General features: G+C 71.3%; 21 protein-coding genes and 1 tRNA gene. 15 read left to right on the forward strand and 7 right to left on the reverse strand.

Annotated features, from left to right (window positions below):
- Nucleotides 1-45 precede the first annotated feature (45 nt).
- Entirely contained in the window at nt 46-531 is a 486-nt protein-coding gene (locus ACFUPX_RS34200) for a hypothetical protein (RefSeq protein WP_383331761.1), read from the reverse strand.
- Nucleotides 532-815: 284 nt separating this feature from the next.
- Here ACFUPX_RS34200 and ACFUPX_RS34205 point away from each other — a divergent pair, with 284 nt between their 5' ends.
- Entirely contained in the window at nt 816-2,261 is a 1,446-nt protein-coding gene (locus tag ACFUPX_RS34205; RefSeq protein WP_383331763.1) for a tetratricopeptide repeat protein, read from the forward strand.
- A gap of 22 nt (nt 2,262-2,283) precedes the next feature.
- On the opposite strand, the gene ACFUPX_RS34210 is transcribed toward ACFUPX_RS34205, so the two are convergent.
- A complete protein-coding gene (locus ACFUPX_RS34210) occupies nt 2,284-2,877 on the reverse strand; it encodes a histidine phosphatase family protein (RefSeq protein WP_383331817.1) in 594 nt (197 codons plus the stop codon).
- A gap of 285 nt (nt 2,878-3,162) precedes the next feature.
- Between ACFUPX_RS34210 and ACFUPX_RS34215 the strand changes: the two genes are divergently transcribed.
- The 7 genes from ACFUPX_RS34215 to ACFUPX_RS34245 all read left to right on the forward strand — a co-directional run bounded on the left by ACFUPX_RS34215 (nt 3,163) and on the right by ACFUPX_RS34245 (nt 9,688).
- On the forward strand, nt 3,163-4,179 hold the full coding sequence (locus ACFUPX_RS34215; protein WP_383331819.1) for a phosphatase PAP2 family protein: 1,017 nt from the start codon (nt 3,163-3,165) through the stop codon (nt 4,177-4,179).
- A complete protein-coding gene (locus tag ACFUPX_RS34220; protein WP_383331765.1) occupies nt 4,067-5,254 on the forward strand; it encodes a hypothetical protein in 1,188 nt (395 codons plus the stop codon). Before ACFUPX_RS34215 ends, ACFUPX_RS34220 begins: the two co-directional genes overlap by 113 nt.
- A gap of 100 nt (nt 5,255-5,354) precedes the next feature.
- On the forward strand, nt 5,355-6,986 hold the full coding sequence (locus ACFUPX_RS34225) for a hypothetical protein (RefSeq protein WP_383331767.1): 1,632 nt from the start codon (nt 5,355-5,357) through the stop codon (nt 6,984-6,986).
- On the forward strand, nt 6,983-8,338 hold the full coding sequence (locus tag ACFUPX_RS34230) for an AAA domain-containing protein (RefSeq protein WP_383331769.1): 1,356 nt from the start codon (nt 6,983-6,985) through the stop codon (nt 8,336-8,338). Before ACFUPX_RS34225 ends, ACFUPX_RS34230 begins: the two co-directional genes overlap by 4 nt.
- 115 nt (nt 8,339-8,453) lie before the next feature.
- Complete coding sequence (locus ACFUPX_RS34235) at nt 8,454-8,819, forward strand: hypothetical protein (RefSeq protein WP_383331771.1); 366 nt, start codon at nt 8,454-8,456, stop codon at nt 8,817-8,819.
- A gap of 172 nt (nt 8,820-8,991) precedes the next feature.
- Nucleotides 8,992-9,624, forward strand: coding sequence for a bifunctional DNA primase/polymerase (locus tag ACFUPX_RS34240; RefSeq protein WP_383331773.1), 633 nt, complete (start codon nt 8,992-8,994; stop codon nt 9,622-9,624).
- Nucleotides 9,615-9,688 (forward strand) — tRNA-Lys (locus ACFUPX_RS34245). The genes ACFUPX_RS34240 and ACFUPX_RS34245 overlap by 10 nt, the downstream gene beginning before the upstream one ends.
- 103 nt (nt 9,689-9,791) lie before the next feature.
- Here ACFUPX_RS34245 and ACFUPX_RS34250 read toward each other — a convergent pair.
- Complete coding sequence (locus ACFUPX_RS34250) at nt 9,792-11,078, reverse strand: M6 family metalloprotease domain-containing protein (RefSeq protein WP_383331775.1); 1,287 nt, start codon at nt 11,076-11,078, stop codon at nt 9,792-9,794.
- Nucleotides 11,079-11,404: 326 nt separating this feature from the next.
- Between ACFUPX_RS34250 and ACFUPX_RS34255 the strand changes: the two genes are divergently transcribed.
- Complete coding sequence (locus ACFUPX_RS34255; protein WP_383331777.1) at nt 11,405-13,210, forward strand: putative bifunctional diguanylate cyclase/phosphodiesterase; 1,806 nt, start codon at nt 11,405-11,407, stop codon at nt 13,208-13,210.
- A gap of 3 nt (nt 13,211-13,213) precedes the next feature.
- Here ACFUPX_RS34255 and ACFUPX_RS34260 read toward each other — a convergent pair whose 3' ends face one another.
- The 3 genes from ACFUPX_RS34260 to ACFUPX_RS34270 form a co-directional block, all read right to left on the reverse strand.
- On the reverse strand, nt 13,214-14,311 hold the full coding sequence (locus ACFUPX_RS34260; protein ID WP_383331779.1) for an LLM class flavin-dependent oxidoreductase: 1,098 nt from the start codon (nt 14,309-14,311) through the stop codon (nt 13,214-13,216).
- A 382-nt stretch (nt 14,312-14,693) separates the two neighbouring features.
- Entirely contained in the window at nt 14,694-15,431 is a 738-nt protein-coding gene (locus ACFUPX_RS34265; protein ID WP_383331781.1) for a decarboxylase, read from the reverse strand.
- Between the two features lie 12 nt (nt 15,432-15,443).
- Complete coding sequence (locus ACFUPX_RS34270; RefSeq protein WP_383331783.1) at nt 15,444-16,292, reverse strand: decarboxylase; 849 nt, start codon at nt 16,290-16,292, stop codon at nt 15,444-15,446.
- Nucleotides 16,293-16,611: 319 nt separating this feature from the next.
- On the opposite strand from ACFUPX_RS34270, the gene ACFUPX_RS34275 reads away from it, so the two are divergent.
- Together ACFUPX_RS34275 and ACFUPX_RS34280 are read left to right on the forward strand one after the other, a co-directional pair.
- Entirely contained in the window at nt 16,612-17,568 is a 957-nt protein-coding gene (locus tag ACFUPX_RS34275; protein ID WP_383331785.1) for a D-2-hydroxyacid dehydrogenase, read from the forward strand.
- Between the two features lie 44 nt (nt 17,569-17,612).
- Nucleotides 17,613-19,016, forward strand: a complete 1,404-nt coding sequence (locus tag ACFUPX_RS34280) for an amidase (protein WP_383331787.1) — start codon at nt 17,613-17,615, stop codon at nt 19,014-19,016.
- A gap of 28 nt (nt 19,017-19,044) precedes the next feature.
- On the opposite strand, the gene ACFUPX_RS34285 is transcribed toward ACFUPX_RS34280, so the two are convergent.
- Nucleotides 19,045-19,545 (reverse strand): DUF3830 family protein, encoded by a 501-nt coding sequence (locus tag ACFUPX_RS34285; RefSeq protein ID WP_351164686.1) that lies wholly within the window; start codon nt 19,543-19,545, stop codon nt 19,045-19,047.
- Nucleotides 19,546-19,720: 175 nt separating this feature from the next.
- Between ACFUPX_RS34285 and ehuB the strand changes: the two genes are divergently transcribed.
- The 4 genes from ehuB to ehuA are packed head-to-tail and all read left to right on the forward strand — an operon-like array spanning nt 19,721 to nt 22,791.
- Entirely contained in the window at nt 19,721-20,593 is an 873-nt protein-coding gene (gene ehuB / locus ACFUPX_RS34290; RefSeq protein ID WP_383331789.1) for an ectoine/hydroxyectoine ABC transporter substrate-binding protein EhuB, read from the forward strand.
- Entirely contained in the window at nt 20,590-21,327 is a 738-nt protein-coding gene (ehuC, locus tag ACFUPX_RS34295) for an ectoine/hydroxyectoine ABC transporter permease subunit EhuC (RefSeq protein ID WP_383331791.1), read from the forward strand. Before ehuB ends, ehuC begins: the two co-directional genes overlap by 4 nt.
- A complete protein-coding gene (ehuD, locus tag ACFUPX_RS34300) occupies nt 21,324-21,989 on the forward strand; it encodes an ectoine/hydroxyectoine ABC transporter permease subunit EhuD (RefSeq protein WP_383331793.1) in 666 nt (221 codons plus the stop codon). The genes ehuC and ehuD overlap by 4 nt, the downstream gene beginning before the upstream one ends.
- On the forward strand, nt 21,979-22,791 hold the full coding sequence (gene ehuA / locus ACFUPX_RS34305; protein WP_383331795.1) for an ectoine/hydroxyectoine ABC transporter ATP-binding protein EhuA: 813 nt from the start codon (nt 21,979-21,981) through the stop codon (nt 22,789-22,791). Before ehuD ends, ehuA begins: the two co-directional genes overlap by 11 nt.
- Nucleotides 22,792-22,914: the final 123 nt, after the last annotated feature.

Here is a 22,914-nt window from a genome sequence, read left to right on the forward strand (position 1 = left end):
GGACGGCCCGGCCCGATGACCTTGGGGCGCCGCCCCACCGCGGCCTCAGCGGCAGTTGTCGGCGGCCTCGATCGTGCGGGCCGCCTGGCCGAGCGCCGCGCGCAGAACGTCGGGGTCGGTGACCGGCTCGCTCTCGCCGGGGGGCAGCAGCCAGCCGGTCCCCGCGACCGGGGGCGGCGGCGGGACGGGCTCCGGCTCGGCGTGCGGCCGCGAGCCGCGGCCGAAGGTCTGCGTACACGCGCTGCCCGGCAGGTCCCAGGCGTCGGCGGTGCCGGGCGGCACCAGGAAGCCGAGGGTGTCGCAGCTCCCGTCGTGCAGGACGGGGCCGACGGCGTCGCCCGCGCCGCGGCGCAGGATGTCGACCGCTTCGAGGCCCTGACGGGCCGGGACGGTGACGAGGTCGCAGAAGTCGGCGGGCTCGGCGGGCCTGGCGCCCTGCTGCGGTGGTGCGCTGCGGTCCTGGGTCGGCAGGTGTCGCGCCGTGGTCAACGACGCCCGCGGTTCACCGTTCTCCACGCTGATCTCCAACAAAGGGGACCCCTCCTCGCAAGGGCGGAAGCCGCGTCGCTCCCTCTCCTCATGGTTCAACGCGGGAAGGCGTCAACAGCTACGGCGTAATGCCGCCGCAAAGGATGGCAGTTCATGGCAGATCATGGGTGAGATATCCGGTTTGTAGCCAAACTCCGTGTGCCGTCCCCATCACAGCCGGTAAGTTCGTGCTCCGCCGGAACAGGGGCAGCCCCCGGAACGGGGGCGGTCGCCGGATCCGCAGGATCCGGCACACTCCGGCACGATCCGTACGAGAGGGTCAGGCCATGGCGTCGTCACCGATGGCATCGTCAATTCCGTCCCCACGACCGAATCTCCTCTTCCGGCGACTGCGCGGTCTGCGCTCGCCGGGCGAGTTCGCCGCCGTGATCCGTCGGGCAGGTCGCGAGATCGGTGAGCGCGTCAGCTGCGACGCCCGTTACATCGGGCGCGTAGAGGCGGGCGAGATCCGCTGTCCCAACTATGCCTACGAGCGGGTTTTCCTTCACATGTTCCCCGGCCGGACTCTGACGGATCTGGGGTTCACGCCCCGCTCCGCAGTGCGCGGACGGGGGGCGCGCGCCGGGTCCCAAGCGCCCGCGTCACACACCACGATCCAGCTGTATGAGTCATCTCCGTCCGGGCCCTTCGGCCCCGAAATGCACGAGTGCGACCCGTACGAGCTCCAGAGCCACGAGGAGAGCGACGTGCGGCGTCGCGCATTCATGAGCGGCACGGCCACCGTGGCCGCCGCCTCTTTGGGGCCTTTCGGGCTCGCCGAACCGAGTCCTGCCGTGGCCGCCGCACAGCGCGGCAGCCGGGCGGGCGAGGCCGAGGTGAGCGCCGTCGAAGAGGCCGTACGGAAGATCAGGCTGCTCGACGACCGGCACGGCGCCGACGGCCTGTACCGCCGCGCCTCCGCCCCGCTGCGGACGGCCTACGCCCTGCTCGACGCGGGCACGTCCCGCCAGTCCACGGCGGACCGGCTGCACGCGGGCGCCGGTGAACTGGCCATCTCGGTGGGCTGGCTCGCGCACGACTCAGGCCGCTTCGACGACGCGCGCTCGCACTACGCGGAGGCGCTCGCGACGGCGAGGATGACCGCCGATCCGGCCCTCGAAGCACACGCCTTCTGCAATACGGCGTTCCTGGCGCGCGACTCCGGGCGGCCCCGGGAAGCGGTGCGGGCGTCCCAGGCGGCCACGCGGGCCGCCCGGCATCTCTCGTCGCCGCGGCTGCTCTCCCTCCTCGCGCTGCGCGAGGCCGGAGGCTGGGCGGGGCTCGGCGACCGGCCGGGCTGCGAGCAGGCGCTGACCCGCGCGCACGCCCTCTTCGACCGGGGGCCTTGTGACGCCGACCCGGAGTGGATGACCTTCTACGGCCCGGCCGAGCTGGAAGGCCTGGAGGCGCAGTGCTGGTCGGCGCTCGGCGACTGGGAGCGGGCGGCCCGGCACGCGCGGCGCGCGGCGGGCGTGGCATCGGCGCAGACCCCGCAGTTCACCCGGAACATCGCCCTCTACACCGCGGAGCTCGCCGACGACCTGGCCCGCGCGGGCCGCCCGGACGAGGCGGCGACGGCGGGCCTGCGGGTGCTGGGGCTCCTGGACGAGGTCCAGTCGTCGCGCATCCAGGCGATGCTCGCCACGACGGCCCGGGTGCTGCTGCCGCACCGGCGGGCTTCGGGGGTGTGCGGCTTCCTGGAGCGGCATGCTTCGCTGCCGCGGGCCGTGTAGACAGCCGTACCGCCCGCGGCGGCTATGCCAGGTGCCCGGTGTCGTTCCATGACTCGATGGCCGGTTCGCCGTAGGCCCAGCCGAGGGTGGAGACCGAGGTCGGGTTGAGGCGGATGCGGGCGGCGAAGTCGATGCCGAGGCCCAGCCAGCGCGCGCCGATCGACCGCAGGATGTGTCCGTGCGCGAAGACCAGGACGTCGCGGTCCGCGCCGCGGGCCCAGGCCACCACCTCGTCCGCGCGGGCGGTGATCTGCTCCAGGGTCTCGCCCCTGGGGACGCCGTCGCGCCAGATGAACCAGCCGGGGCGCACGTCCTGGATCTCGGCCGGGGTCATCCCCTCGTAGGAGCCGTAGTCCCACTCCATGAGAGTGTCCCAGGTGGTGGCACGGTCCCCGAAGCCGGCGATCTCGCAGGTCTCGCGCGCACGCGCGAGGGGGCTGGTGCGCACCTCGGCGTCCGGGAGGCCGTCGAAGGGGGCACGGTGCAGGCGCTCGCCCAGGAGTTTCGCGCCGTCGCGGCCCTCTTCGAGGAGCGGGACGTCCGTCCTGCCGGTGTGCTTCCCGGACAGGGACCACTCGGTCTGTCCGTGCCGGGCCAGCAGGATGCGCGGTGCCATGTCGAGCCTTTCCGGGCCGACGGTCGTCGGTCGAGACCAGTCGAGACCATCAGCCGTCATAGAGCGAATTCTGTGGACAGACAGCTGTCCGTCCCCTCCATCATCACTCACGTGCCACCTGGCGATCACGTTCCCTCAACGAGCAACCCGCTCGGCGATCTCAGCGTCTAAGACGACCGGGGACCGCTGCGGGGCGCTCTCGCGTACGCCGTAAAGTGAGGCGGCGGCGAACACCGCATGACTGCCGGACACCGCATGACACAAGACGGATGGGGGACCGACCGGATGCCGCAGACCGACGCTCCGAGCACCGGGGGCAGCAACGGGCTTCGGCTTCGCTGGTGGACGGAGCTGCCGCTGATCGTGCTGGTGTACGCCGCGTACTCGGCGGGACGACTCCTTGCGCGCGGCGACGTGTCCACCGCCGTCGACCACGGCGTGGGCATACTCCGCGTCGAGCAGTTCCTGCGCATCAACGCCGAGAACCCGCTGAACCGTCTCTTCACCGACCAATCGTGGATAGGTGTCCCCGCCGACTTCTGGTACGCGTCGCTGCACTATCTGGTGACGCCTGTGATCCTCGTCTGGCTCTTCCGCAGCCGCGCGGTCCACTACCGCGCCGCACGCGCGTGGCTGATGATCTCCACCATGATCGGCCTGGTCGGCTTCACGCTCCTGCCGACCTGCCCGCCCCGCCTGTTGAGCAAGGGCCACGGCTTCGTCGACACCATGGCGCAGTACAGCGACTTCGGGTGGTGGGGCGGCGAGGCGAGCGCCCCGCGCGGGCTCGGCGGCATGACCAACCAGTACGCGGCGATGCCGAGCCTGCACGTCGGGTGGGCGCTGTGGTGCGGGGTGATGCTCTGGCGTCACGGCCGTTCGCCGCTGACCAGGGTCGCGGCGGTGGGCTATCCGCTGATCACCACGATCGTCGTGATGGGCACCGCCAACCACTACTTCCTCGACGCGGTCGCGGGCGCCGTGGTGATGGGCCTCGGGCTGCTTCTCGTCCGGCCGGTGCTGGGGCTCGCGGACCGGGTGAAGGCAAGGGTGGGGCTGCCGCTCGCTGCCGCGCGGCCTTCGACCGGGGTCGTGACGGGGGCGCACTCGGCGTCCGTCGCGGGCGCGCCCTCAGCCTCGTCCGCCCCGCAGTCCTCAATTGTCAGTGCTGGGTGCCAGACTTCGGCGGGTGAGCGAATTCCCCTGCCGCGACAGCGGCCTGCCGAGCCAGGCGCCGAGGCCGCCAGTCCCCGACCCGCGCCCGCCGAGGCAGGGGACAGCGCTTCGACAGCGGCTCGCTGAGCTGCGGGGACCCGACGTCCCCGCCCAGCCGATGGACGCCCGCGCGCTCGCGGCCCTCGCCGCGAATCCGGGGTGCCAGAGGCGAGCGCTGCTCGACGGCGCGGGCGTGGACAAGGCGACGCTGGCGCAGTCGCTCGGCTCCCCCGGCTCCTTCGGGCAGTCGCAGTTCGCGTTCATACGGGGCAATGCCTTCGAGGCGAAGGTCAAGGCGGACGGCGGCGCGGAGCTGCTGCGGCTCGTGCACGGGCGCCTCGGGGGCGGCCCTGAGCCGGTGCCGGGAGAGTCAGCCGTCCCGGACCTCGCCGCGGTGGGCCCCGAGGGCCGCGCGGCCCGCACCTCCCTCGCGCTGCGCGAGGCGACGTCGGCGGAGGGCTGGACCCTCCTGGACCACCCGATGCTGGCGCTGGACGTCGCCGGGACCCCCGCCTTCCTCGAACCGGACGCGGTGGTGATCCACCCCGACGGCACCTGGACGGTCGTCGAGATCAAGTCCTTCCCGATGATCGACGGTTCGGCGGACGCGGCGAAGGTGGGCGCGGCGGCGCGCCAGGCCGCGGTGTACGCACTGGCGCTCGAGCGGGTCGCGGCGCGCATGGACCCGGCGCCCCAGGTCCGCCACCACGTGCTCCTGGTCTGCCCCAAGGACTTCTCGAACCTCCCCACGGCGTCGGCGATCGACGTACGCAAACAGCTCTCGGTGACGCGGCGCCAGCTGGCGCGTCTGACCCGCATCGAGGACATCGCGGCAGCACTGCCCGAGGGCACGACGTTCGACGTGTCCCGCCCCACCGCCGACCTGACGGCAGCGGTCGAAGCGGTCCCCGCGACGTACGCCCCCGAGTGCCTGGCCGCCTGCGAACTGGCCTTCCACTGCCGCGAGCGCTCCCGCGACGAGGGCGCGGTGACGTCCCTGGGCCGTTCGGTACGCGGCGAGTTGGGCGGCCTCACGACGGTCACCGAGGTCCTGTCGGCGGCGAACGGCACATCGGGCGACCCCGCGGACCCGGCGGTGGCGGCGCTGCGGAGGGCGGCGGCGCTGCGGGAAGAGGCGTTGGCCGGCGGGGGCGCCTCGTGAGCGAATGGCGCCGGGTGATCGGGTGGGCGGGTGGGGAAATCCCGCCGCGAAGCGGCGGGTCGGCAAACGACGGCCCGCAGACGAAGGAGGCCCCCCGACCGTGCCGCTGATCGACAACCTGGCCCGCCTCGAAGCGGTGGACACCGGTCGCGCCCAGCCGAGGGCGACCGTACGACACCGCCACCTCTCCCAGCGCCCCCTCGTCCTCGTCCCCCTCACCACCGCGGGCGAGGCAGGCGCCCCGCTCGGCGCGCTCGTCGGGACCGAGCGGACCTCGCCCCGCGTCCTGCTCGTGCCCCAGCCCCGCGACCGCGACCTCCGCTTCACCTTCCTCGCCCAACTCGCGGACACCGTCCTGGAGTACGTCGATTCCTTCGCGGACGAGGTCGAAGCGACCGAGCGCAGCGAGACGGACCCGGAGACCGGCAAGCGCGTCAAGGTGGAGGTCGAACTCTGCTCGGACGCGCCGCAGTTGATCGTCCCGAGCCGCGCCGGCATCGACTTCGTACGGCTCATCGGGCGCTCCACCCGTTTCCGCCGCACCGCCGAGCAGGACCCGGAGACCCCGTATCCCGCCCCGCCCCGCGTCCCTCTCCTCGGCCGCTGGCTGACCCACTTCGGAGAGCGGGCCCGCGTCCCCGGCTCCTCGCTGCTCGTCGCCATGACCGAGCTGCTCTCCCGGCACTGGGCCACCGGCCAGAGCAGCCTCGAGGACCAGCATCTCGGCGCCCTGCTCGCCTGGATCGAAGCCCCGGAAGGCACCTCGGGCGCCGACGCCGCGCTCCGCGCCGAGCTGGCGCGGGACAAGGACGGCCAGCTGCGCTGCCCGCCCGCGGGGCCCGCCACGGACCCGGCGTTCGACAACCGCCTGCTCGCCCCGGCCATCGAGCGCTACGACCGCGCGCGTGCCACCCTCGCCACCGCCGAGGATGGCATCGAGGCGGACGCCCGCCTCGCCGAACTGGCCGCGGCCGAGCGGGAGATCCGCTCCCTGATCGAGAGCAGGACCCGCCCCACCTGGGACGCGGTGTGGCGCGGCCTCGACGTGCTCTGCACGCTGCCCGAGGCCCCGCGCGCCGCCGACCGCTGGACCCGCGACCGCTGGTCGTTCACCGGCCACCGGGACCGCGTGAGCGCGGGCGAGCCCCCGCAGCCCCGCGTCGACGACGCGGTGACGGCGGCGAACAAGCTCGCCACGCGCGAGCGCGAGCAGGCCAGGCTCGAGGCCCAGGAAGCGCTCGACGACCCGCTGGTGATGGCCGGCCGCCGGCTCGCGGGCGAGGCCTTCGCCGGTGAGGTGACCGAGGTCGTCATGGCGTACAGCGAGGCCAAGAGCCCGAGGCCGCGCCCCCTGGTCACGGTCCGCACGGACGACCACCCGCACCTGGCCGAGCGCGCGAAGGTGTACCGCTCACTCCAAGGCAAGCCGCAGACGGCCGAGTTCGTCGGGTACGAGGGTGGAGCGGGCCACGGGGCTGGAGCGGGGCACGAGGGCGAAGGCGGCAGCACCTCCGTCGTCCTGCGCATCACCGACAAGATGGGGCGCGGCAAGGAGCCCGAGCCCGGCTCCCTGCCGGAGAAGGGCGACCGCATCTGCTGGACGCTCTTCGAGCACGAGCAGCGCGGCGGCCCCAAGCTGCCCGAACCCGAGGCGACCCCCTGGACCCACGGCGGCCCGCCGGGCGAGGCCGCCGAGCGCCCTGACCCCGTGACGCCGGAGGACACCCTGTGAGTCCGACCGCTCCCTTCGACCGCGCCTCGTTCGACCCCGGCGCGGCGGCCACCCGCGCCACGGACGCGATCCTGCACGACACGCTGCACGGCGCGCACCGCGGTGTCGTCGTGGACTCGCCGCCCGGCGCGGGCAAGTCGACCCTCGTCGTCCGCGCGGCCCGCGAACTGGCCGCGGCGGGCCGCCCCCTGATGGTGATCGCGCAGACGAACGCGCAGGTCGACGACCTGGTCCTGCGCCTCGCCGAGAAGGACCCCGAGCTGCCGGTCGGCCGCCTGCACAGCAGTGACCCGGACGCGTACGACAAGGCACTGGACGACCTGCCCCTCGTGCGTACGTCCACGAAGGCCGCCGATCTCGCCGGGCTCGACGTCGTCGTGTCGACGGCGGCGAAGTGGGCGCACGTCAAGGACGTGGAGCCCTGGCGGCACGCCATCGTGGACGAGGCGTACCAAATGCGCTCGGACGCGCTGCTCGCCGTGGCCGGGCTCTTCGAGCGTGCCCTGTTCGTGGGCGACCCGGGCCAGCTCGACCCGTTCTCGATCGTGGGCGCCGAGCAGTGGGCCGGTCTGGCGTACGACCCTTCGGCGAGCGCCGTGACGACGCTGCTCGCGCACAACCCCGAACTGCCGCAGCACCGCCTCCCGGTGTCCTGGCGGCTGCCCGCGTCGGCGGCGCCGCTGGTCTCGGCGGCGTTCTATCCGTACACGCCCTTCCGCAGCGGCACGGACCACGGCGACAGGAAGCTCGGCTTCGGCGTGCCCTCGGACGGCTCGGGCCCCGACCGGGTGATCGACGAGGCGGCGGAGTCCGGCTGGGGCCTGCTGGAACTGCCCGCGCGGAACACGCCCCGGACCGACCCCGAGGCCGTGCGCGCGGTGGCCCAGGTCGTCCGGCGCCTCCTGGACCGGGGCGGCGCGGCCACGTCGGAGCGCGGCCCGGACCCCACTCCCCTGACGGCCGACCGCATCGCCGTAGGCACCGCCCACCGCGACCAAGCGGCGGCGGTGCGCGCGGCTCTCACGGCGCTCGGCGTCACGGACGTCACGGTGGACACCGCGAACCGGCTCCAGGGCCGCGAGTTCGACGTGACGGTGTTCCTGCACCCGCTCTCCGGCCGCCCCGACGCCACCGCGTTCCACCTGGAGACGGGCCGCCTCTGCGTCCTGGCCTCCCGCCACCGCCACGCCTGCATCGTGATCTGCCGCGCGGGCGTCAGCGAACTGCTCGACGACCACCCGTCGACGGAACCGGTCCAACTGGGCGTCACGGTGAAGTTCCCCGATGGCTGGGAAGCGAACCACGCGGTACTGGCCCGCCTCGCCGAGCACCGAGTGGCGTGGCGGCCCTAGGGCGGGCGGCCCGGAATCCCGGATCCCGCGCGGCCCAAGGCCCGTGGCCCTCTTGCGCGGCGGGGGAGAATGGAAAGCGGCCCGATGGCCGGAAACCGTACGAGGAGGAAGAACCATGGCGGAGCCCGAGCGGCCCCGGACCGAGCAGCGTCTGCGACCCGCGCCCTTGCTCTTCGAGCCCGCGGAAGCCGTCGCCGACCCCGAGCACTTCTTCGACCTGGAGTCGATGGAGGACCCCCGGGAGCTCCTGGCCCGCGCCACCGAGCTGACCCACGCCTTCCGCGCCGCGACGGACCGGGCGGTCGAGTTCCAGGCCATCGCGGCCGCCCAGCTCGCCGACCCCCGCCGCTTCGACCGGCTGACGCCCGCCGCGATCGCCGAGGGCGCGCAGTGGACCGAGGACTACGCGAAGAAGATGGTCGAGTTCGGCCGGGATCTGCTGCGCGGGGCGGGCGCGGGCGGCGGCGGTCCGGAAGCCTGAGGGGCGGCGTCTGGGAGGGCTGAGGAGCCCGAGGGACCTGAGGGATCTGAGGGGCCCCGGAAGATCGCGGGGCATATGCCAGAAGGGCAAGGTACTCCCTCCCACCCCCCGTTGTCCCGGTTTCTCACAACTCTCAGAAATGGAACGCTCACTACCGGTAGACGTATTCGCCATGAGCAGCACACGTCTCCACCCGGATCCCACCCCCGCCGACGTCCAGGACATCTCCGACGTCACCACCGAGGGAGCCGCCTGGCTCGCCTCCGCGGAAACGTATCCGCGCAGCACCCTCGCCCACTGGCGCAGCCGCCCCACCGCCCCGGCCATCCTTCCTTGCGGCTCCGTGTTCGACGTGGTGAGCGTCCCTGCGGTCTTCGGCCGGCGGATGCTCGACCGCCTGTGGGACGAAGGCCCCGGCTCGGGCCCCGTCGCCGCGCACCGCGGCCGCATGCTGCTCTTCACCGCCCCCGGCACCGCCCAGCGGCTGCCCTCGCTGCTCGCATGGGAGGAGTGGGGCCGCGCCGTTCCCGGCGTGCTCTGTCACGGCATGGGGGACGCCGTGACCGTGCCGCCGCTCGCCGCGGAACACCGGGAGATCCCGCCGGCCAGCCGCCTCGAGGAGCACCTCGAATCGCGCTGGCTGGTCGCCCCCGACGCCCGGCACCCCTGGCTCCCGGGGCCCGAGGTGACGCTCTGGGCCTGCGTCCGCGCGGCCCGTTCCGCGGCGAGCTCCGCGGTCCGTATTTCGATTTTTCCTGGCGGCGATCAGAGTGCTAAGGTCTACGACGTCACCAGGCGCCGTTAGCTCAGTTGGTTAGAGCAGCTGACTCTTAATCAGCGGGTCCGGGGTTCGAGTCCCTGACGGCGCACAGACAGAAAGAAGCCCCTCGCGCAAGCGAGGGGCTTCTTTCATGTCCGGCGCCAGCGCGAACACCACCATCAGCACCGGCACCAGCACCAGGCCGGTCCCGCTCAGTCCACCGACACCTTCACCGTCCACGCCCCCGAAGCCGTCCGCCCCTCGACCTCGATCCGCACGTCGTCGTCCGGCACCGTGAAGCTCTCCCCCGCCGCCACCGGCGCGTCCGCGAGCGGCGGATACACCGATTCGCCCCAGCACGCCTCCGAGTCCGGGTGCGCGTCGACGACCTCGACCGGACCACCGCCGGACGGCGCCTCGTTGCGTACGCGATAGGCGAGCACGCCCTCGCTGCAGGTCGCGCGGTCGTTGCCCGCCGCCCCGCGCGCCTCGATGGCGATGGCACTGCCGCGGCCCGTGCGGACGACCGCCAGCTTGGTGCCGCCGACGCCTCCGCGTGCGGGCCGTGTCGACAGCGGCTCCAGGGTCAGCCGCCGGCTGCCGCCCTCCACGCACACCACCTGCCGCTCGTCCAGCCAGCCGAGCTTCCACTTGTGCCAGCCGAAGAGGTCGGGGGAGAGCCCGAACTGGCTGCCCATGACGTCCCAGTCGCCGACGTGCGTGTCCCAGTCGCCCTTGCCCTCCGTCGGCCGGTGGTAGAGGTCGGGCAGGTCGAAGACGTGGCCCGTCTCGTGGGCGAGGACGTTGCGGTCCGGCGGGTGCCGCTCGAAGACCGTGACGATGCGCCTGATGTCCGCGCCGTCGGCCCGCATCGGCCGGTCGAAGTTGACGACCTTCGTCGCGTCCGAGTCGACGCCGGGCGCGTCCGGGTCGGCGACGAAGTAGACGACGTCGTACCGCGAGAAGTCGACCTGCGGATCGGCGGCGGCCACCGCGTCCCGCAGATAGGCGCTGCGCCTGGCCGGGTTCCAGTCGCGCCGTATGGCGTACGAGGTGGAGTAGTCCGGCATCTCGACCCACTCGCGCTGCGGGTGCGGGCGCAGCGCGAATTTGCCGTAGGAGGCGCGGTCGAAGAACTGGCTGGTGGCGGGGAAGTAGTCGGCCGCCAGTTCCTCGGGGGTGCTCCGGGGCGGTGAGTCGGGGAAGGAGAGGAAGACCATCACCGCGTCGAGGGTCCGGTTCGGGCGCGTGTAGGCGCCGTTCCAGGAGTCCAGGCCCTCCGAGTGATGCGCCGGTGTGCGCTGGAGCGCGCACGGGACCGCCGAGGTCTGGGCGATCGCGGGGCCCGCGACGAGCCCCGTGGCGGCGAGTGCGGTCAGGGACGTGAGGGCGGCGGCTGCGCTGCGCAGCCGGGGTCTCTCCCCTCCCCCTCCACGGGTGAGTCCCCAGGGGGGTAGCTGACGCGGCACGTCGACCTCCGGGTGCGGATTACGGGGCATCCCACCCACCCTGTGTTGATTTATTCAAATATGCCCTGTTTGCCTGAGCCAGCCGGGTGACGAGTGACTCCGGGTGCGCTCACGGAACGTCACAAGTGGTCGCGGGGAAGATTGAGGCGCAAGGAACCAGTGCTGGCATGAGCAGAAACGATCTGCCGCCGGCCGGGTGCCAAACCCATGCCGGGCATGCACCTGTCCTATGCCGAGAACGGCCGCCACGCGGCACCGCGCCGTGGCTGGATGCGCCCTCGGGCCAGCCCCTATGATCGGCACACTTTCCTGCGCGGGCCCGGCCTCGCCGAACAACTGCACTGCGGGAGCAAGTGGTGAACGGAACGTCTGAAGGCCAAGCGCCCCCAGCGGTCACAGCACCCGACCTCGCCAGGGCGTCCACTACGGAGCGTCACACTCCTGGGCGGCTGCCCGATCACCGGGCCGCTTTCGCCGCCGCACCCCTCGCGCTCGGCGTCGTCGACGGCGAAGGCCTCGTCGTCGACGCCAATGACGCGCTCGCCGAGCTGCTCGGCGCGACCCCGGACGCCCTCGTGGGGCGTCTCGCCGCCGATCTGGTGGACCTCGCGTCGGACGCCCGCACCTGGCACGCCTACCGCGAGGTGCTCCGGGGACGCCAGGCGAAGCTGCGCTGCACCCGGCGGCTGAAACACCCCGATGGGCACTCGCTCTGGGTGCAGATCACCGTCTCGCCGATGCCCGGCGACCGTACGGTGCTGCTCGCCGCCACCGACATCAGCGCACGCCGCGAGCTCCAGGCCCGGCTGCGGCATCTGCAGATGCACGACCCGGTGACGCGGCTCCCCAACCGCAGCCTGTTCTTCGAGCGCCTCGCCGCCGCGCTCGAAGCGGGTGCGTACGACGACACGGGCACCGGCCGGATCGGGCTCTGCTATCTGGACCTCGACGGGTTCAAGGCGGTCAACGACACCCTCGGCCACCGCGTCGGCGACCGGCTGCTCACGGCGGTCGCCGAGCGGCTCACGCGGTGCGCCGACGAGGCCGGGCACGGCAGGATGGCGGCGCCGCTGGTCGCACGGCTCGGCGGCGACGAGTTCGCGCTCCTTGTGGAGGACTCGACGGGCACGGACCAGCTGGCCGACCTCGCCGACGCGGCGCTCAAGGCCCTCCAGGAGCCCTTCGACCTCTCCGGCCAGCGGCTCTCCGTATCGGCGTCGATCGGCGTCGTGGAGCGGCGGGCCGCCGGGACGACGACGGTTGGCCTGATGCAGGCCGCCGACACGACGCTGTACTGGGCGAAGTCGGACGGCAAGGCCCGCTGGACGCTCTTCGACCCCGAGCGCAACGCGCACCGCATGACGCGCCAGTCACTGTCGAGTTCACTGCGCCCTGCCGTCGAACGCGGTGAATTCGTCCTGGACTACCAGCCGTTGGTGCGCCTTGAGGACGGCGGCGTGCGCGGGGTCGAGGCGCTGGTGCGGTGGCAGCATCCGCACTTCGGCCTCCTCACGCCGAATCGGTTCATCGGCCTTGCCGAGGAGGACGGTTCGATCGTGCAGCTGGGCCGCTGGGTGCTGCGGACGGCGTGCCGCCAGGCCCGGCAGTGGCAGCTCGACCATCCCGAGCGGCCGCCGGTCTTCGTGAGCGTCAACGTCGCGGTGCGGCAGGTGTGGGACTCGGACCTGGTGGCGGACGTCGCGGAGATCCTCGCCGAGACCGGACTCTCCCCCGAACTCCTCCAGTTGGAGCTCACCGAGTCGGCGGTGATGGGCTCGGCGGGCCGCCCCCTCCAGGCGCTCCAGGCGCTCAGCGACATGGGGGTGCGGATCGCCATCGACGACTTCGGCACGGGCTACTCGAACCTGGCCTACCTGAGCCGACTGCCGGTGTCCGTCCTCAAACTGGACGGCTCCTTCGTACGCGGCTTCCAGTACGACGCGGAGGCGGGCGAGGCGCACATCAACCCCGCGGACGAAGTGATCGTCGAGGCCTTGGTGCAACTCGCGCACCGGCTGGGTCTGACCGTCACCGCGGAGTGCGTGGAGACCACGTCCCAGGCGGCGCGGCTGCGGCGGATCGGCTGCGACACCGGGCAGGGGTGGCTGTACTCCCGCCCGGTGACGCCGGATCGTATCTCCGCGCTGCTGGCGGCCGGTTGACGGCTACGGGCGGGGCAGCCCGTACGCGTCCGCGATCAACTCGTAGGAACGCAGCCGCACATCACCGCTGTGCGCGTTGGCCGTGATCATCAGCTCGTCGGCGCCGGTGCGCTTGGCGAGGTCGTCGAGGCCGGTGCGGACCTGGTCGGCGGTGCCGTGAATGACGTTGGAGTTCCAGCTGTTGACGAACTCCCGCTCCATCTCACTGAATTCGTACGCCTCGGCCTCCTCGGGAGTCGGGACGAGTCCCGGCTTCCCGGTGCGCAACCGGACCATGTTCAGCGCGGCGGCGAGGACCTGCCGCCGAGCTTCCTTCTCGTCTTCGGTCGCCAGGGCCGAGACACCGATGAGGGCGTACGGGGCGTCGAGTACGGCGGAGGGCTTGAAGGACTCCCGGTAGAGGTCGAGCGCCGGGATCGTGTTCTGCGCGGAGAAGTGGTGGGCGAAGGCGAACGGCAGGCCGAGGACTCCGGCGAGGCGGGCGCTGAACCCGGAGGAGCCGAGCAGCCACAGGGGCGGGCGGTGCGGGGACTGGACGCCGCCGGGTGAGGTGGCCTGGACGGGACCGGGGACGGCGTGGATACGCCCGTACGGGTGGCCGTCGGGGAAATCGTCGTCCAGGAACCGGGTCAGCTCGGCGAGCTGCTGCGGGAAATCGTCGGCGCCTTCGTTGAGACGCTCCGTCCTGCGCAGGGCGGCGGCGGTCGCGCCGTCCGTGCCCGGGGCGCGCCCAAGGCCCAGGTCGATGCGGCCCGGGGCCATCGCCTCCAGGGTGCCGAACTGCTCCGCGATGACGAGGGGGGCGTGGTTGGGCAGCATGACGCCGCCCGAGCCCAGGCGGATGCGCTCGGTGTGGGCGGTGAGGTGGGCCAGGATGACCGCCGGTGAGGAGGAGGCCACTCCGGGCATGGAGTGGTGCTCGGCCACCCAGTAGCGGTGGTATCCGCGCCCCTCGGCCAGCTTGGCGATCTCGACGCTCTTCTTCAGGGCGTCGGTGGCGGTGCGTCCCGCCCCCACGGTCACCAGGTCCAGTACGGAGAGCGGGACCGGCGCGCTGCCGTGCCGCTCGCCGCGGATGTCGTCGCTCGGGTCCACTGTCACGGGGGCCTGCCTCCTGCTGCGCGTGCTTCTGCGGTATTTCTTACTCCGCAGGGCCAACAGGAGGCCGACTCCGCTTTATTCCCGTGGGGTGCCCCTTCGCGGACGGATCTCCCCACCCACGCGCCCGATCACCCCGCATCCGACCCTGGACGAACAGGCTTTCCCGCCCACCCACCCGATTACCCCGCAGCGACCAGCGATCTGCCGCAGTCGGGAGCGCTCGTGAGGGGACGTGCCGGTATTTCCGCCCGGAGCACGGTTCCTGTCACTCCCCAGCCGAAGAACCAAAACGGCCACCGGACGATGGCGAGGACGGACATACCGGCGCGGCCCCGCCCCCAGGACGGAGCAGCACCGCACCCAGCACCCTCCGGCCCCGCCCCTACTCCCGAACCTGCACCACCGGCTCCTTGGTGAACAGCGCGCCCAGGGACGGAGCGTTAACCCTCCGCGCGGCCAGCCGAAGCGCTTCCCAGACCGTGACCTGGTTCGCCGTCAGGACCGGCTTGCCCAGCTCCCGCTCCAGGTCCTGGATGTACGCCGCCGTATGCAGCGCCGTGTCAGGAAGCAGGATCGCCTCCGCGTCGGCGTGGTCGCCCGCGTGGGCCATGGCCCTGACCTCCTCCCAGCCCCACGTACCCACCTCCGCCGCCGTGATGATGCCGTTCCCCTGCGCCGACACGACCTCCGCGCCGGACGCCTTCAGGAACCCGGCGAAGAGCGAGGCCACGTCCTCCGGATACGTCGCCGCGACAGCGACCCTGCTCGCGCCCACCTCACGTACCGCGTGGGCGAACGCGAAGGACGTACTGGACGCCGGGAGACCCGCCGTCCGGGCGAGGGTGCGGACCTGGTCGTGCGCGCCCTCCCAGCCGAAGACGAAGCTCGCGCTGGTGCAGGCCCACACCACCGCCTCCGCCCCGGCCAGGCGCAACTCCTCGACCCCGGCGGCGAGCCGATCCGCCGATCCCATCTCCAGGAGCGCGTCGACCCGGTGCGCGTCCTCGCCGATGTCGGTGTGGACGACCTGCAGCCGGACGTCACTCCCGAGCATCTGCTCCATGCGGGGGTAGTCGTCCTCAGCCGAGTGACCCGGATAGAGGAAACCAAGTGCGGTCACTTCCAGCCTCCTTCAAGGCAGCGTTGGTGGTCCTTCGGGCAGACCCTCGGACAGACCCTGGGGCGGATCGACCGGTACCACACCGGGCATCGAGCCCGGCCCGGTGACCGGGCCCGCGCCCGGCCTGGCGCTCGGATTGATCAGCGCCTGGTAGGGCCCTACCGCATGCGTACCCAGACGGCGCAGCGCGGACCACATCGTGACCTGGTTCGCGGAGATCACCGGCATCCGCAGCTCCGCCTCGAGCTGCGGAATGACGTCGTACGTCGCGAGATTGGTGCAGCTGATGAACAGCGCGTCGGCCCCGCCGAGCACCGCCCTGCGGGCCATCTCCGCCACGTCCTTGTACGGCACCTTCCAGATGTGCCGGGTCAGGCCCAGGTAGGCGCGGCCGGTGACGGACACACCGGATTCGGCCAGATAGTGCTCCAGGGACTGCGTCACCGACCAGGTGTAGGGCGTGACGAGCGCGATGCGCCGCGCGCCCAGATCGTCGAGCGCTTCGAGCAGCGCGCCCGATGTGGTGACCGCGGAGACGGCGCCTTCGCGGTTCATGGCCTCGCACATCGCGCGCTCGCCGGCGATGCCGCCGACGAAGCTGCCCGACGTGCAGGCGTACGCGAGAACTTCGGGTTCGGCGGCGCTCAGAGCGCGCACCGCCTCGGCGAGCGTTTCGTGCTCGCTGACGAGTCGTGCCAGGTCAAGGCTTACCTCGACGGGCACATAGGGAGTGCGTGTCAGGTGCAGGGAGACCTCGTCCGGCACCCAGCGCCAGAGCTCCCGGTCGAGTGCGAAGTCGAAAGGGGCGACGACACCTACACCGCGTTGAGGGTGTGGTCCGCCGAGGAAGGAGACGTCCATGAGCAGGCCCCAAGTTCGTGCGTGCGTGCATTTGAGGGACCGGCCGGGGGCCGGGAGATGCGGAACCGGCGACGCGCCGGGACGTCGGGATGGGGCAAAGGGCGCCAAGAAAGCGCTACAGAGTGTGCTACGGCCTCGTACAGAGCGTACTCAGCCGTGGGGTGCTTGTGATAGAGCACCTCTGTTGACGAAGGTAGTTTCAGGTGCGAGCGTGGTCAATCCGCGCATCTCAGACGGCTCTGGCCGACACGAATCTCAGGGAAGCGGACTCTCATTGCGAAACGGTTTCTCCCCGATGTCCGAATCAAGCTCTGATCCGATGTCCGATACAACCGTTCTGGTCCTTGACGCCCCGTCCCCCGCGCCGCCGCCCCGCCTGGGCAGCCTCACCGGACGCACCCGGATCGTCCACGCGGACGCGGACACCCTGGCGGCCCAACTCCCCCACGCCGACGTGCTGCTGGTGTGGGACTTCCTCTCGGACGCGGTGCGCCTCGCCTGGCCCGGCGAGGGCCGCAGACCCCGCTGGGTGCACACCGCGAGCGCCGGCGTGGACCGCCTCATGTGCCCGGAGCTCGCCGAGTCCGACACGCTGGTCACCAACGCCCGCGGCGTCTTCGACCAGCCGATCGCCGAGTACGTGGCCGCCCTCGTCCTCGCCATGGCCAAGGACCTGCCGCGCACCCTCCGGCTCCAGGACGAGCGGACGTGGCAGCACCGCGAGACCCAGCGTGTCGCCCGTACGCGCGCGTGTGTCGTGGGTTCGGGCCCGATCGGGCACGCCATCGTCCGCATGCTGAAGGGGCTGGGGATCATCACCGCGCTGGTGGGGCGCAGCGCCCGCAACGGCGTGCACGGCCCCGACGAGCTCGACCGGCTCATGGCGCGCGCCGACTGGGTGATCTGCGCGGCGCCGCTGACGGACGAGACGCGCGGCATGTTCGACGAGCGGCGCTTCGGGATGATGCAGCCGTCGGCACGCTTCATCAACATCGGGCGCGGCGCGCTCGTCGTGGAGGACGCTCTCGCGGCGGCCCTGTCGAAGCGTTGGATCGCGGGGGCGGCGCTCGACGTCTTCGAGCACGAGCCCCTGCCGGACGACAGCCCGCTGTGGACGGCGCCGGGGCTGCTCGTGTCCCCCCACATGAGCGGCGACGTGGTCGGCTGGCGCGATGAACTGGGCGCGCAGTTCGTCGAGTTGTACGAGGAATGGGCGGCCGGAAGGCCCCTGTCCAACGTGGTCGACAAGAAACGTGGGTATGTACCGGGGAATTGATCACTCCCCCCACCGAGCCACTTCCCTCCCCCTGAGGAGCGTGCATGACCGAGCTCACGGATCTCACCGCGGTGCAACTCGTCGACGCCTACCGCAAGGGCGAATTCAGTCCGCTCGACGCGACACGGGCGGCCCTGCGCAGGGCCGAGGACGTGCAGCCCGCGGTGAACGCCTTCGTGCGTGTGGACGCCGATGAGGCCCTCGCTCAGGCGGAGGTCAGTACGGAGCGGTGGCGGCGGGGCGAGCCGCAGGGCCTGCTCGACGGGGTGCCCGTCTCGGTCAAGGACATCCTGTTGCAGCGCGGCGGGCCGACGCTGCGGGGTTCGAAGACCGTGCGTACGGCGGGGGCTTGGGACGAGGACGCGCCGTCGGTGGCCCGGCTGCGCGACCACGGCGCGGTGTTCATCGGCAAGACGACGACGCCCGAGTTCGGCTGGAAGGGCGTCACGGACAGCCCGCAGAGCGGGATCACCCGCAATCCGTACGATCCTTCGCGCACCGCGGGCGGATCGAGCGGCGGCAGCGCGGCCGCCGTGGCGCTCGGCGCGGCGCCGGTGTCGCTCGGCACGGACGGCGGCGGCTCGGTGCGGATCCCGGGCTCCTTCTGCGGGATCTTCGCGCTGAAGCCGACGTACGGGCGGGTGCCGCTGTATCCGGCGTCCGCGTTCGGCACGCTGGCGCACGTCGGCCCGATGACCCGGGACGCGGCGGACGCGGCGCTCCTGATGGACGTCATCAGCGGCCCCGACTGGCGCGACTGGTCGCAGCTGGGCCCGGCGGCGGGCAGCTTCCGCGCGGGTATCGAAGGCGGCGTACGCGGTCTGCGCATCGCGTACTCCCCCTCGCTCGGCGGTCAGGTCGCGGTGCGGCCCGCGGTCGCCGCGGCGGTGCGGCAGGCGGTGGAGGCCCTCGCCGCGCAAGGTGCGTACGTCGAGGAGACGGACCCCGACTTCACGGACCCGGTGGAGGCCTTCCACACGCTGTGGTTCAGCGGCGCCGCCCGGGTGATCCAGCATCTGCCGCCCGCGCAGCGGGAGTTGCTCGACCCGGGGCTGCGGGAGGTCTGTGCGCAGGGCGCACGGGCGAGCGCGCTCGACTACCTTGCCGCAGTCGACGTACGCATGGAGCTCGGCCGTCGCATGGGCCGCTTCCACCAGACGTACGACCTCCTGGTCACACCGACGTTGCCGATCACCGCGTTCGAGGCGGGAGCGGAGGTACCGAAAGGTTCCGGCCATCGCCGGTGGACGGGGTGGACGCCTTTCACGTACCCCTTCAACATGACGCAGCAGCCGGCCGCGACCGTCCCCTGCGGGGTGGACCGGGACGGGTTGCCCATCGGCGTACAGATCGTGGCGGCGCGACACGCCGACGCGCTCGTCCTGCGGGCCGCGCACGCGCTGTACGAAGCGGGCGGCGCGAGGATCGCACCGCCCACCACCGGCTGAACCCGCGGTCCGGGTCCAGGGGCCGGACCTACGCTCTGCGGAAGTTCAGCGTCTCGCCCTGCGCGCCCGCGCGCCACAGGTCGTTGCAGGCCTCGGCCATCTGGTCGAGGCCTTCGACCACTTGCCCCCAGACGATGCCGGGGACCCAGCCGACGTCCCCGTTGAGCAGCAGGTTGTTGCGTTCGTAGAAGAGGGCGAGGTCGACGACCGTGGCGCCCGCTTTGACGTCCGCGGCCGGTTCGTACCCATAGGCCTGGGTGCCCAGCTGTGTCCCGTTGAAGGAGAAATAGCAGAGGTCACCGGGAATGGGGGTGACCGTCGGATTCTCCAGGGGCGGCTCGCGGTCCGCGAAAGCCGGAAAGAGGGCGTAGATCTCATTGCGGGCGTACTTCGCGTGATAGACGTCCTCGCTGAGCGGAAGCGCCTCCCACACCGCCGCGCAGGTCACCGGGGCCCGGTCGTCGAGCAGCTTTGCCGTGCACTGAACTCCCCGCTTGGCGAGGGAGACTTCGATGAATCGGTCTGCCATGTGTCCCATGCTCCTCCCTGGGTCAAGACCACAACGATTGCATCAGGGGCTGAAATTGGCCCGCATATTCCGCGTCGAGTCGGGTAGCCGCGCGCCCATGGCTCCACCACTTTGGAACGACCCAGAGAGCAATGAGACAGAGAGCTCCCGTGCCGTCGGCGCGGGACCGAGTGCGGTGCCCCGGAACTCCGGGGTCCGCAGACGATCACTCCTGTTCGGCGCGGCTGCCATAGGCGCGGTGGGCGCGCTCGGCGCCGCGGGCTGCAGCAAGGTGCCCACGGGGGACACGCTGGCCCGGCTGAAATCGCAGGGCACCGTACGGCTCGGGATCGCGGGTGAGGCGCCGTACGGGTACATCGACGAGGACGGGGAGTTCACCGGCGAGGCGGTGATGCTCGCCAAAGAGATCTTCAAGCGCCTGGGTGTCCCCAAGGTGCAGCCCGTGGCGACCGAGTTCGGCTCGCTCATCCCCGGCCTGAACACGCAGCAGTTCGATGTGGTTTCGGCGGGGATGTACATCAACAAGGACCGCTGCCAGCAGGTCATCTTCTCGGACCCCGAGTATCAGATGCTGGACTCCTTCATCGTCCGCAAAGGCAACCCGAAGAAGCTCTTCAACTACCAGGACGCCTTCAAGGCCAAGGCGAAGATGGGCACCGGTCCCGCCTACGCGGAGATCGACTACGGGATCGCGGCGGGCTACAAGCGGGACGACATCTCCATCTTCCCGGACCCGGTCGCGGGCATGAACGCCGTCGAGGCCGGTCGCATCGACTTCTTCGCGGGCACCGCCCTGACCGGCCGTGGCGTGGTGCGCAAGAGCACGAAGGCCGAGGCGACCGAGGCCTTCGCGCCCATCGTCGACGGCGAGAAGCAGATCGACGGCGGCGGCTTCACCTTCCGGCCGACCGACACGAAGCTGCGCGACGCCTTCAACGTGGAGATCCACAAGATGAAGAAGAGCGGCGAGCTCTTCCGGCTCCTGAAGCCGTTCGGCTTCACCAAGGACGAGATGACCACGCTCACCGCAGAGGAGCTGTGCAAATGACAGCGGGACTGTGGGAACACTGGGTTCTGCCCGGTATCTGGATCACGATCCAGCTGACGATCTACAGCGCCGCCCTGGCCACCGCCGTCGCCTTCGGCGTGGGCATGGCCCGCACCCACCGGCTGCGCACCGTGCGCTTCCTGGCCGGTTTCTACACCGAGATCTTCCGTGGCACCTCTTCGCTGGTGCTGATGTTCTGGATCTTCTTCGTCCTGCCGCAGCTGGTGGGCTGGGCGCTGGTCCCGATGTGGGCGGCCGTGCTCGCGCTCGGACTCTCCTACGGTGCGTACGGCGCCGAGATCGTGCGTGGCTCGCTCAACTCCGTGGCACCGGCGCAGCGCGAGGCGGGGGTCGCGTTGAGCTTCAGTCCGGCGCAGCGGATGCGGTTGATCCTGCTGCCGCAGGCCATCCCGGAGATGATCCCGCCGTTCTCGAACCTGCTGGTCGAGCTCCTCAAGGGCACCGCCCTGGTCTCGCTGCTCGGCATCGGCGACGTGTCCTTCGCCGCGAACCTGGTGCGCCTGGCGACCACGGAGAGCGCCGAGATCTACACGATCACCCTGGTCATCTACTTCGTGATCGCGTTCCTGCTCACCCGCGGGATGCGTTCCCTGGAGCGTAAGACCAAGGCGGGCATCGGGCAGAAGACCGAGTCCCGCGGCCTGATGTCCAAGCTCAACTGGCGCCAGGAGATGGAAGTTGCACAGATTCCGAAGAGCGGGGGCGGCGCATGAACGACGGAACTGACAAGTGGGACTGGGGCGCGGTCTCCGACTTCATGCCGCACTTCTGGGACGGCGTGCTCACCACCCTGCAGATCCTGGCCCTCGGCTCGCTGATCTCGTTCTCGCTCGGCCTGGTGTGGGCGCTCCTGTTCCGTGCGCCCAGCCGCTTCGTGCGGTGGCCGGTCGGCATCATCACCGAGTTCATCCGCAACACCCCGCTGCTCGTGCAGCTGTTCTTCTTCTTCTTCGTCCTGCCGGAGTGGGACATCCAGTTCTCCGCGCTGACGACCGGCATCATCGCGATCGGCCTGCACTACTCGACGTACACCGCGCAGGTCTACCGCGCGGGCATCGAGGCCGTGCCCGAGGGGCAGTGGGAGGCGGCCACCGCGCTGAGCCTGCCCTACCGCCACACGTGGACCGCGGTGATCCTGCCGCAGGCCATCCGCCGCGTGATCCCGGCCCTCGGCAACTACGTGATCGCGATGCTGAAGGACACCCCGCTGCTCGCCAGCATCGGCGTCCTGGAGCTGTTGCAGCGCTCCCGGCTGCAGGCCGCGGAGACCTTCCAGTACACCGAGGCCCTGACCGTCGTCGGCGTCGCCTTCATCGTCATCGCCTACCCGTCCTCCCTCCTCCTCCGAGCCCTGGAGCGTCGTCTTGTCGTCTGAAAGCACCCCCAAGGAAACGACCAATCCGGCGGTGGACGGCAGCGAGCTGATCCGCTTCGACAAGGTCACCAAGAGGTTCGGCTCGAACACCGTCCTGGACGAACTCGACTTCTCGGTCGACTCGGGCAAACACGTCACGCTGATCGGCCCGTCGGGATCCGGCAAGACCACGATCCTTCGGCTGCTCATGACCCTGATGAAGCCCGAGGAGGGCACGATCAAGGTCGGCGGGCGCTACCTCACGCACGAGGAGAAGAACGGCAAGCTCGTGCCGGCGAACGAGAAGTACATCCGCGAGGTCCGCAAGAACATCGGGATGGTCTTCCAGCAGTTCAACCTCTTCCCGAACATGAAGGTCCTGAGAAACATCACCGAGGCGCCGGTCCAGGTCCTCGGGCTTTCCAAGGACGAGGCCGAGGAGCGCGCCCGCGGCCTGCTCGAACTGGTCGGGCTCACCGAGCACATCGACAAGTACCCCAACCAGCTCTCCGGCGGCCAGCAGCAGCGGGTGGCCATCGCGCGCGCCCTGGCGATGCGCCCGCAGGTGCTGCTCCTGGACGAGGTCACGTCCGCGCTCGACCCCGAGCTGGTGGCGGGCGTCCTCGACGTCCTGCGGGACATCGCGCACACCACGGACATCACGATGCTCTGCGTGACCCACGAGATGAACTTCGCGCGTGACATCTCGGACCAGGTCCTGATGTTCGACTCGGGCCGGGTCATCGAATCCGGGACGCCGGAGAAGATCTTCACCGAGCCGGAGCACGAGCGCACCCGGGAATTCCTCAGCGCGGTCCTGTGACCGTGCGCCACCATCGAGCAGGCTCTGGCCTTGGATGGTGACACTGGCATATGCCAGGGTGGCGCGTTCCTGCTGACGGTGCCGGGACGCGCCACCAATCTCGTCAACAGCAGCCCCACATCA

This window comes from Streptomyces sp. NPDC057302 (assembly GCF_042667685.1).
Lineage (GTDB): Bacteria > Actinomycetota > Actinomycetes > Streptomycetales > Streptomycetaceae > Streptomyces.

What these genes read in the sequence shown, in the direction of transcription:
- ACFUPX_RS34275 (WP_383331785.1), top strand. Translation starts at nt 16,612, where the DNA reads ATGTCCGATACAACCGTTCTGGTCCTTGACGCCCCGTCCCCCGCGCCG.
- ACFUPX_RS34250 (WP_383331775.1), bottom strand. Translation starts at nt 11,078, where the DNA reads ATGCCCCGTAATCCGCACCCGGAGGTCGACGTGCCGCGTCAGCTACCC.
- ACFUPX_RS34235 (WP_383331771.1), top strand. Translation starts at nt 8,454, where the DNA reads ATGGCGGAGCCCGAGCGGCCCCGGACCGAGCAGCGTCTGCGACCCGCG.
- ACFUPX_RS34215 (WP_383331819.1), top strand. Translation starts at nt 3,163, where the DNA reads ATGCCGCAGACCGACGCTCCGAGCACCGGGGGCAGCAACGGGCTTCGG.
- ACFUPX_RS34205 (WP_383331763.1), top strand. Translation starts at nt 816, where the DNA reads ATGGCGTCGTCACCGATGGCATCGTCAATTCCGTCCCCACGACCGAAT.
- ACFUPX_RS34270 (WP_383331783.1), bottom strand. Translation starts at nt 16,292, where the DNA reads ATGGACGTCTCCTTCCTCGGCGGACCACACCCTCAACGCGGTGTAGGT.
- ehuD (WP_383331793.1), top strand. Translation starts at nt 21,324, where the DNA reads ATGAACGACGGAACTGACAAGTGGGACTGGGGCGCGGTCTCCGACTTC.
- ACFUPX_RS34240 (WP_383331773.1), top strand. Translation starts at nt 8,992, where the DNA reads ATGAGCAGCACACGTCTCCACCCGGATCCCACCCCCGCCGACGTCCAG.
- ACFUPX_RS34285 (WP_351164686.1), bottom strand. Translation starts at nt 19,545, where the DNA reads ATGGCAGACCGATTCATCGAAGTCTCCCTCGCCAAGCGGGGAGTTCAG.
- ACFUPX_RS34210 (WP_383331817.1), bottom strand. Translation starts at nt 2,877, where the DNA reads ATGGCACCGCGCATCCTGCTGGCCCGGCACGGACAGACCGAGTGGTCC.
- ehuC (WP_383331791.1), top strand. Translation starts at nt 20,590, where the DNA reads ATGACAGCGGGACTGTGGGAACACTGGGTTCTGCCCGGTATCTGGATC.
- ACFUPX_RS34280 (WP_383331787.1), top strand. Translation starts at nt 17,613, where the DNA reads ATGACCGAGCTCACGGATCTCACCGCGGTGCAACTCGTCGACGCCTAC.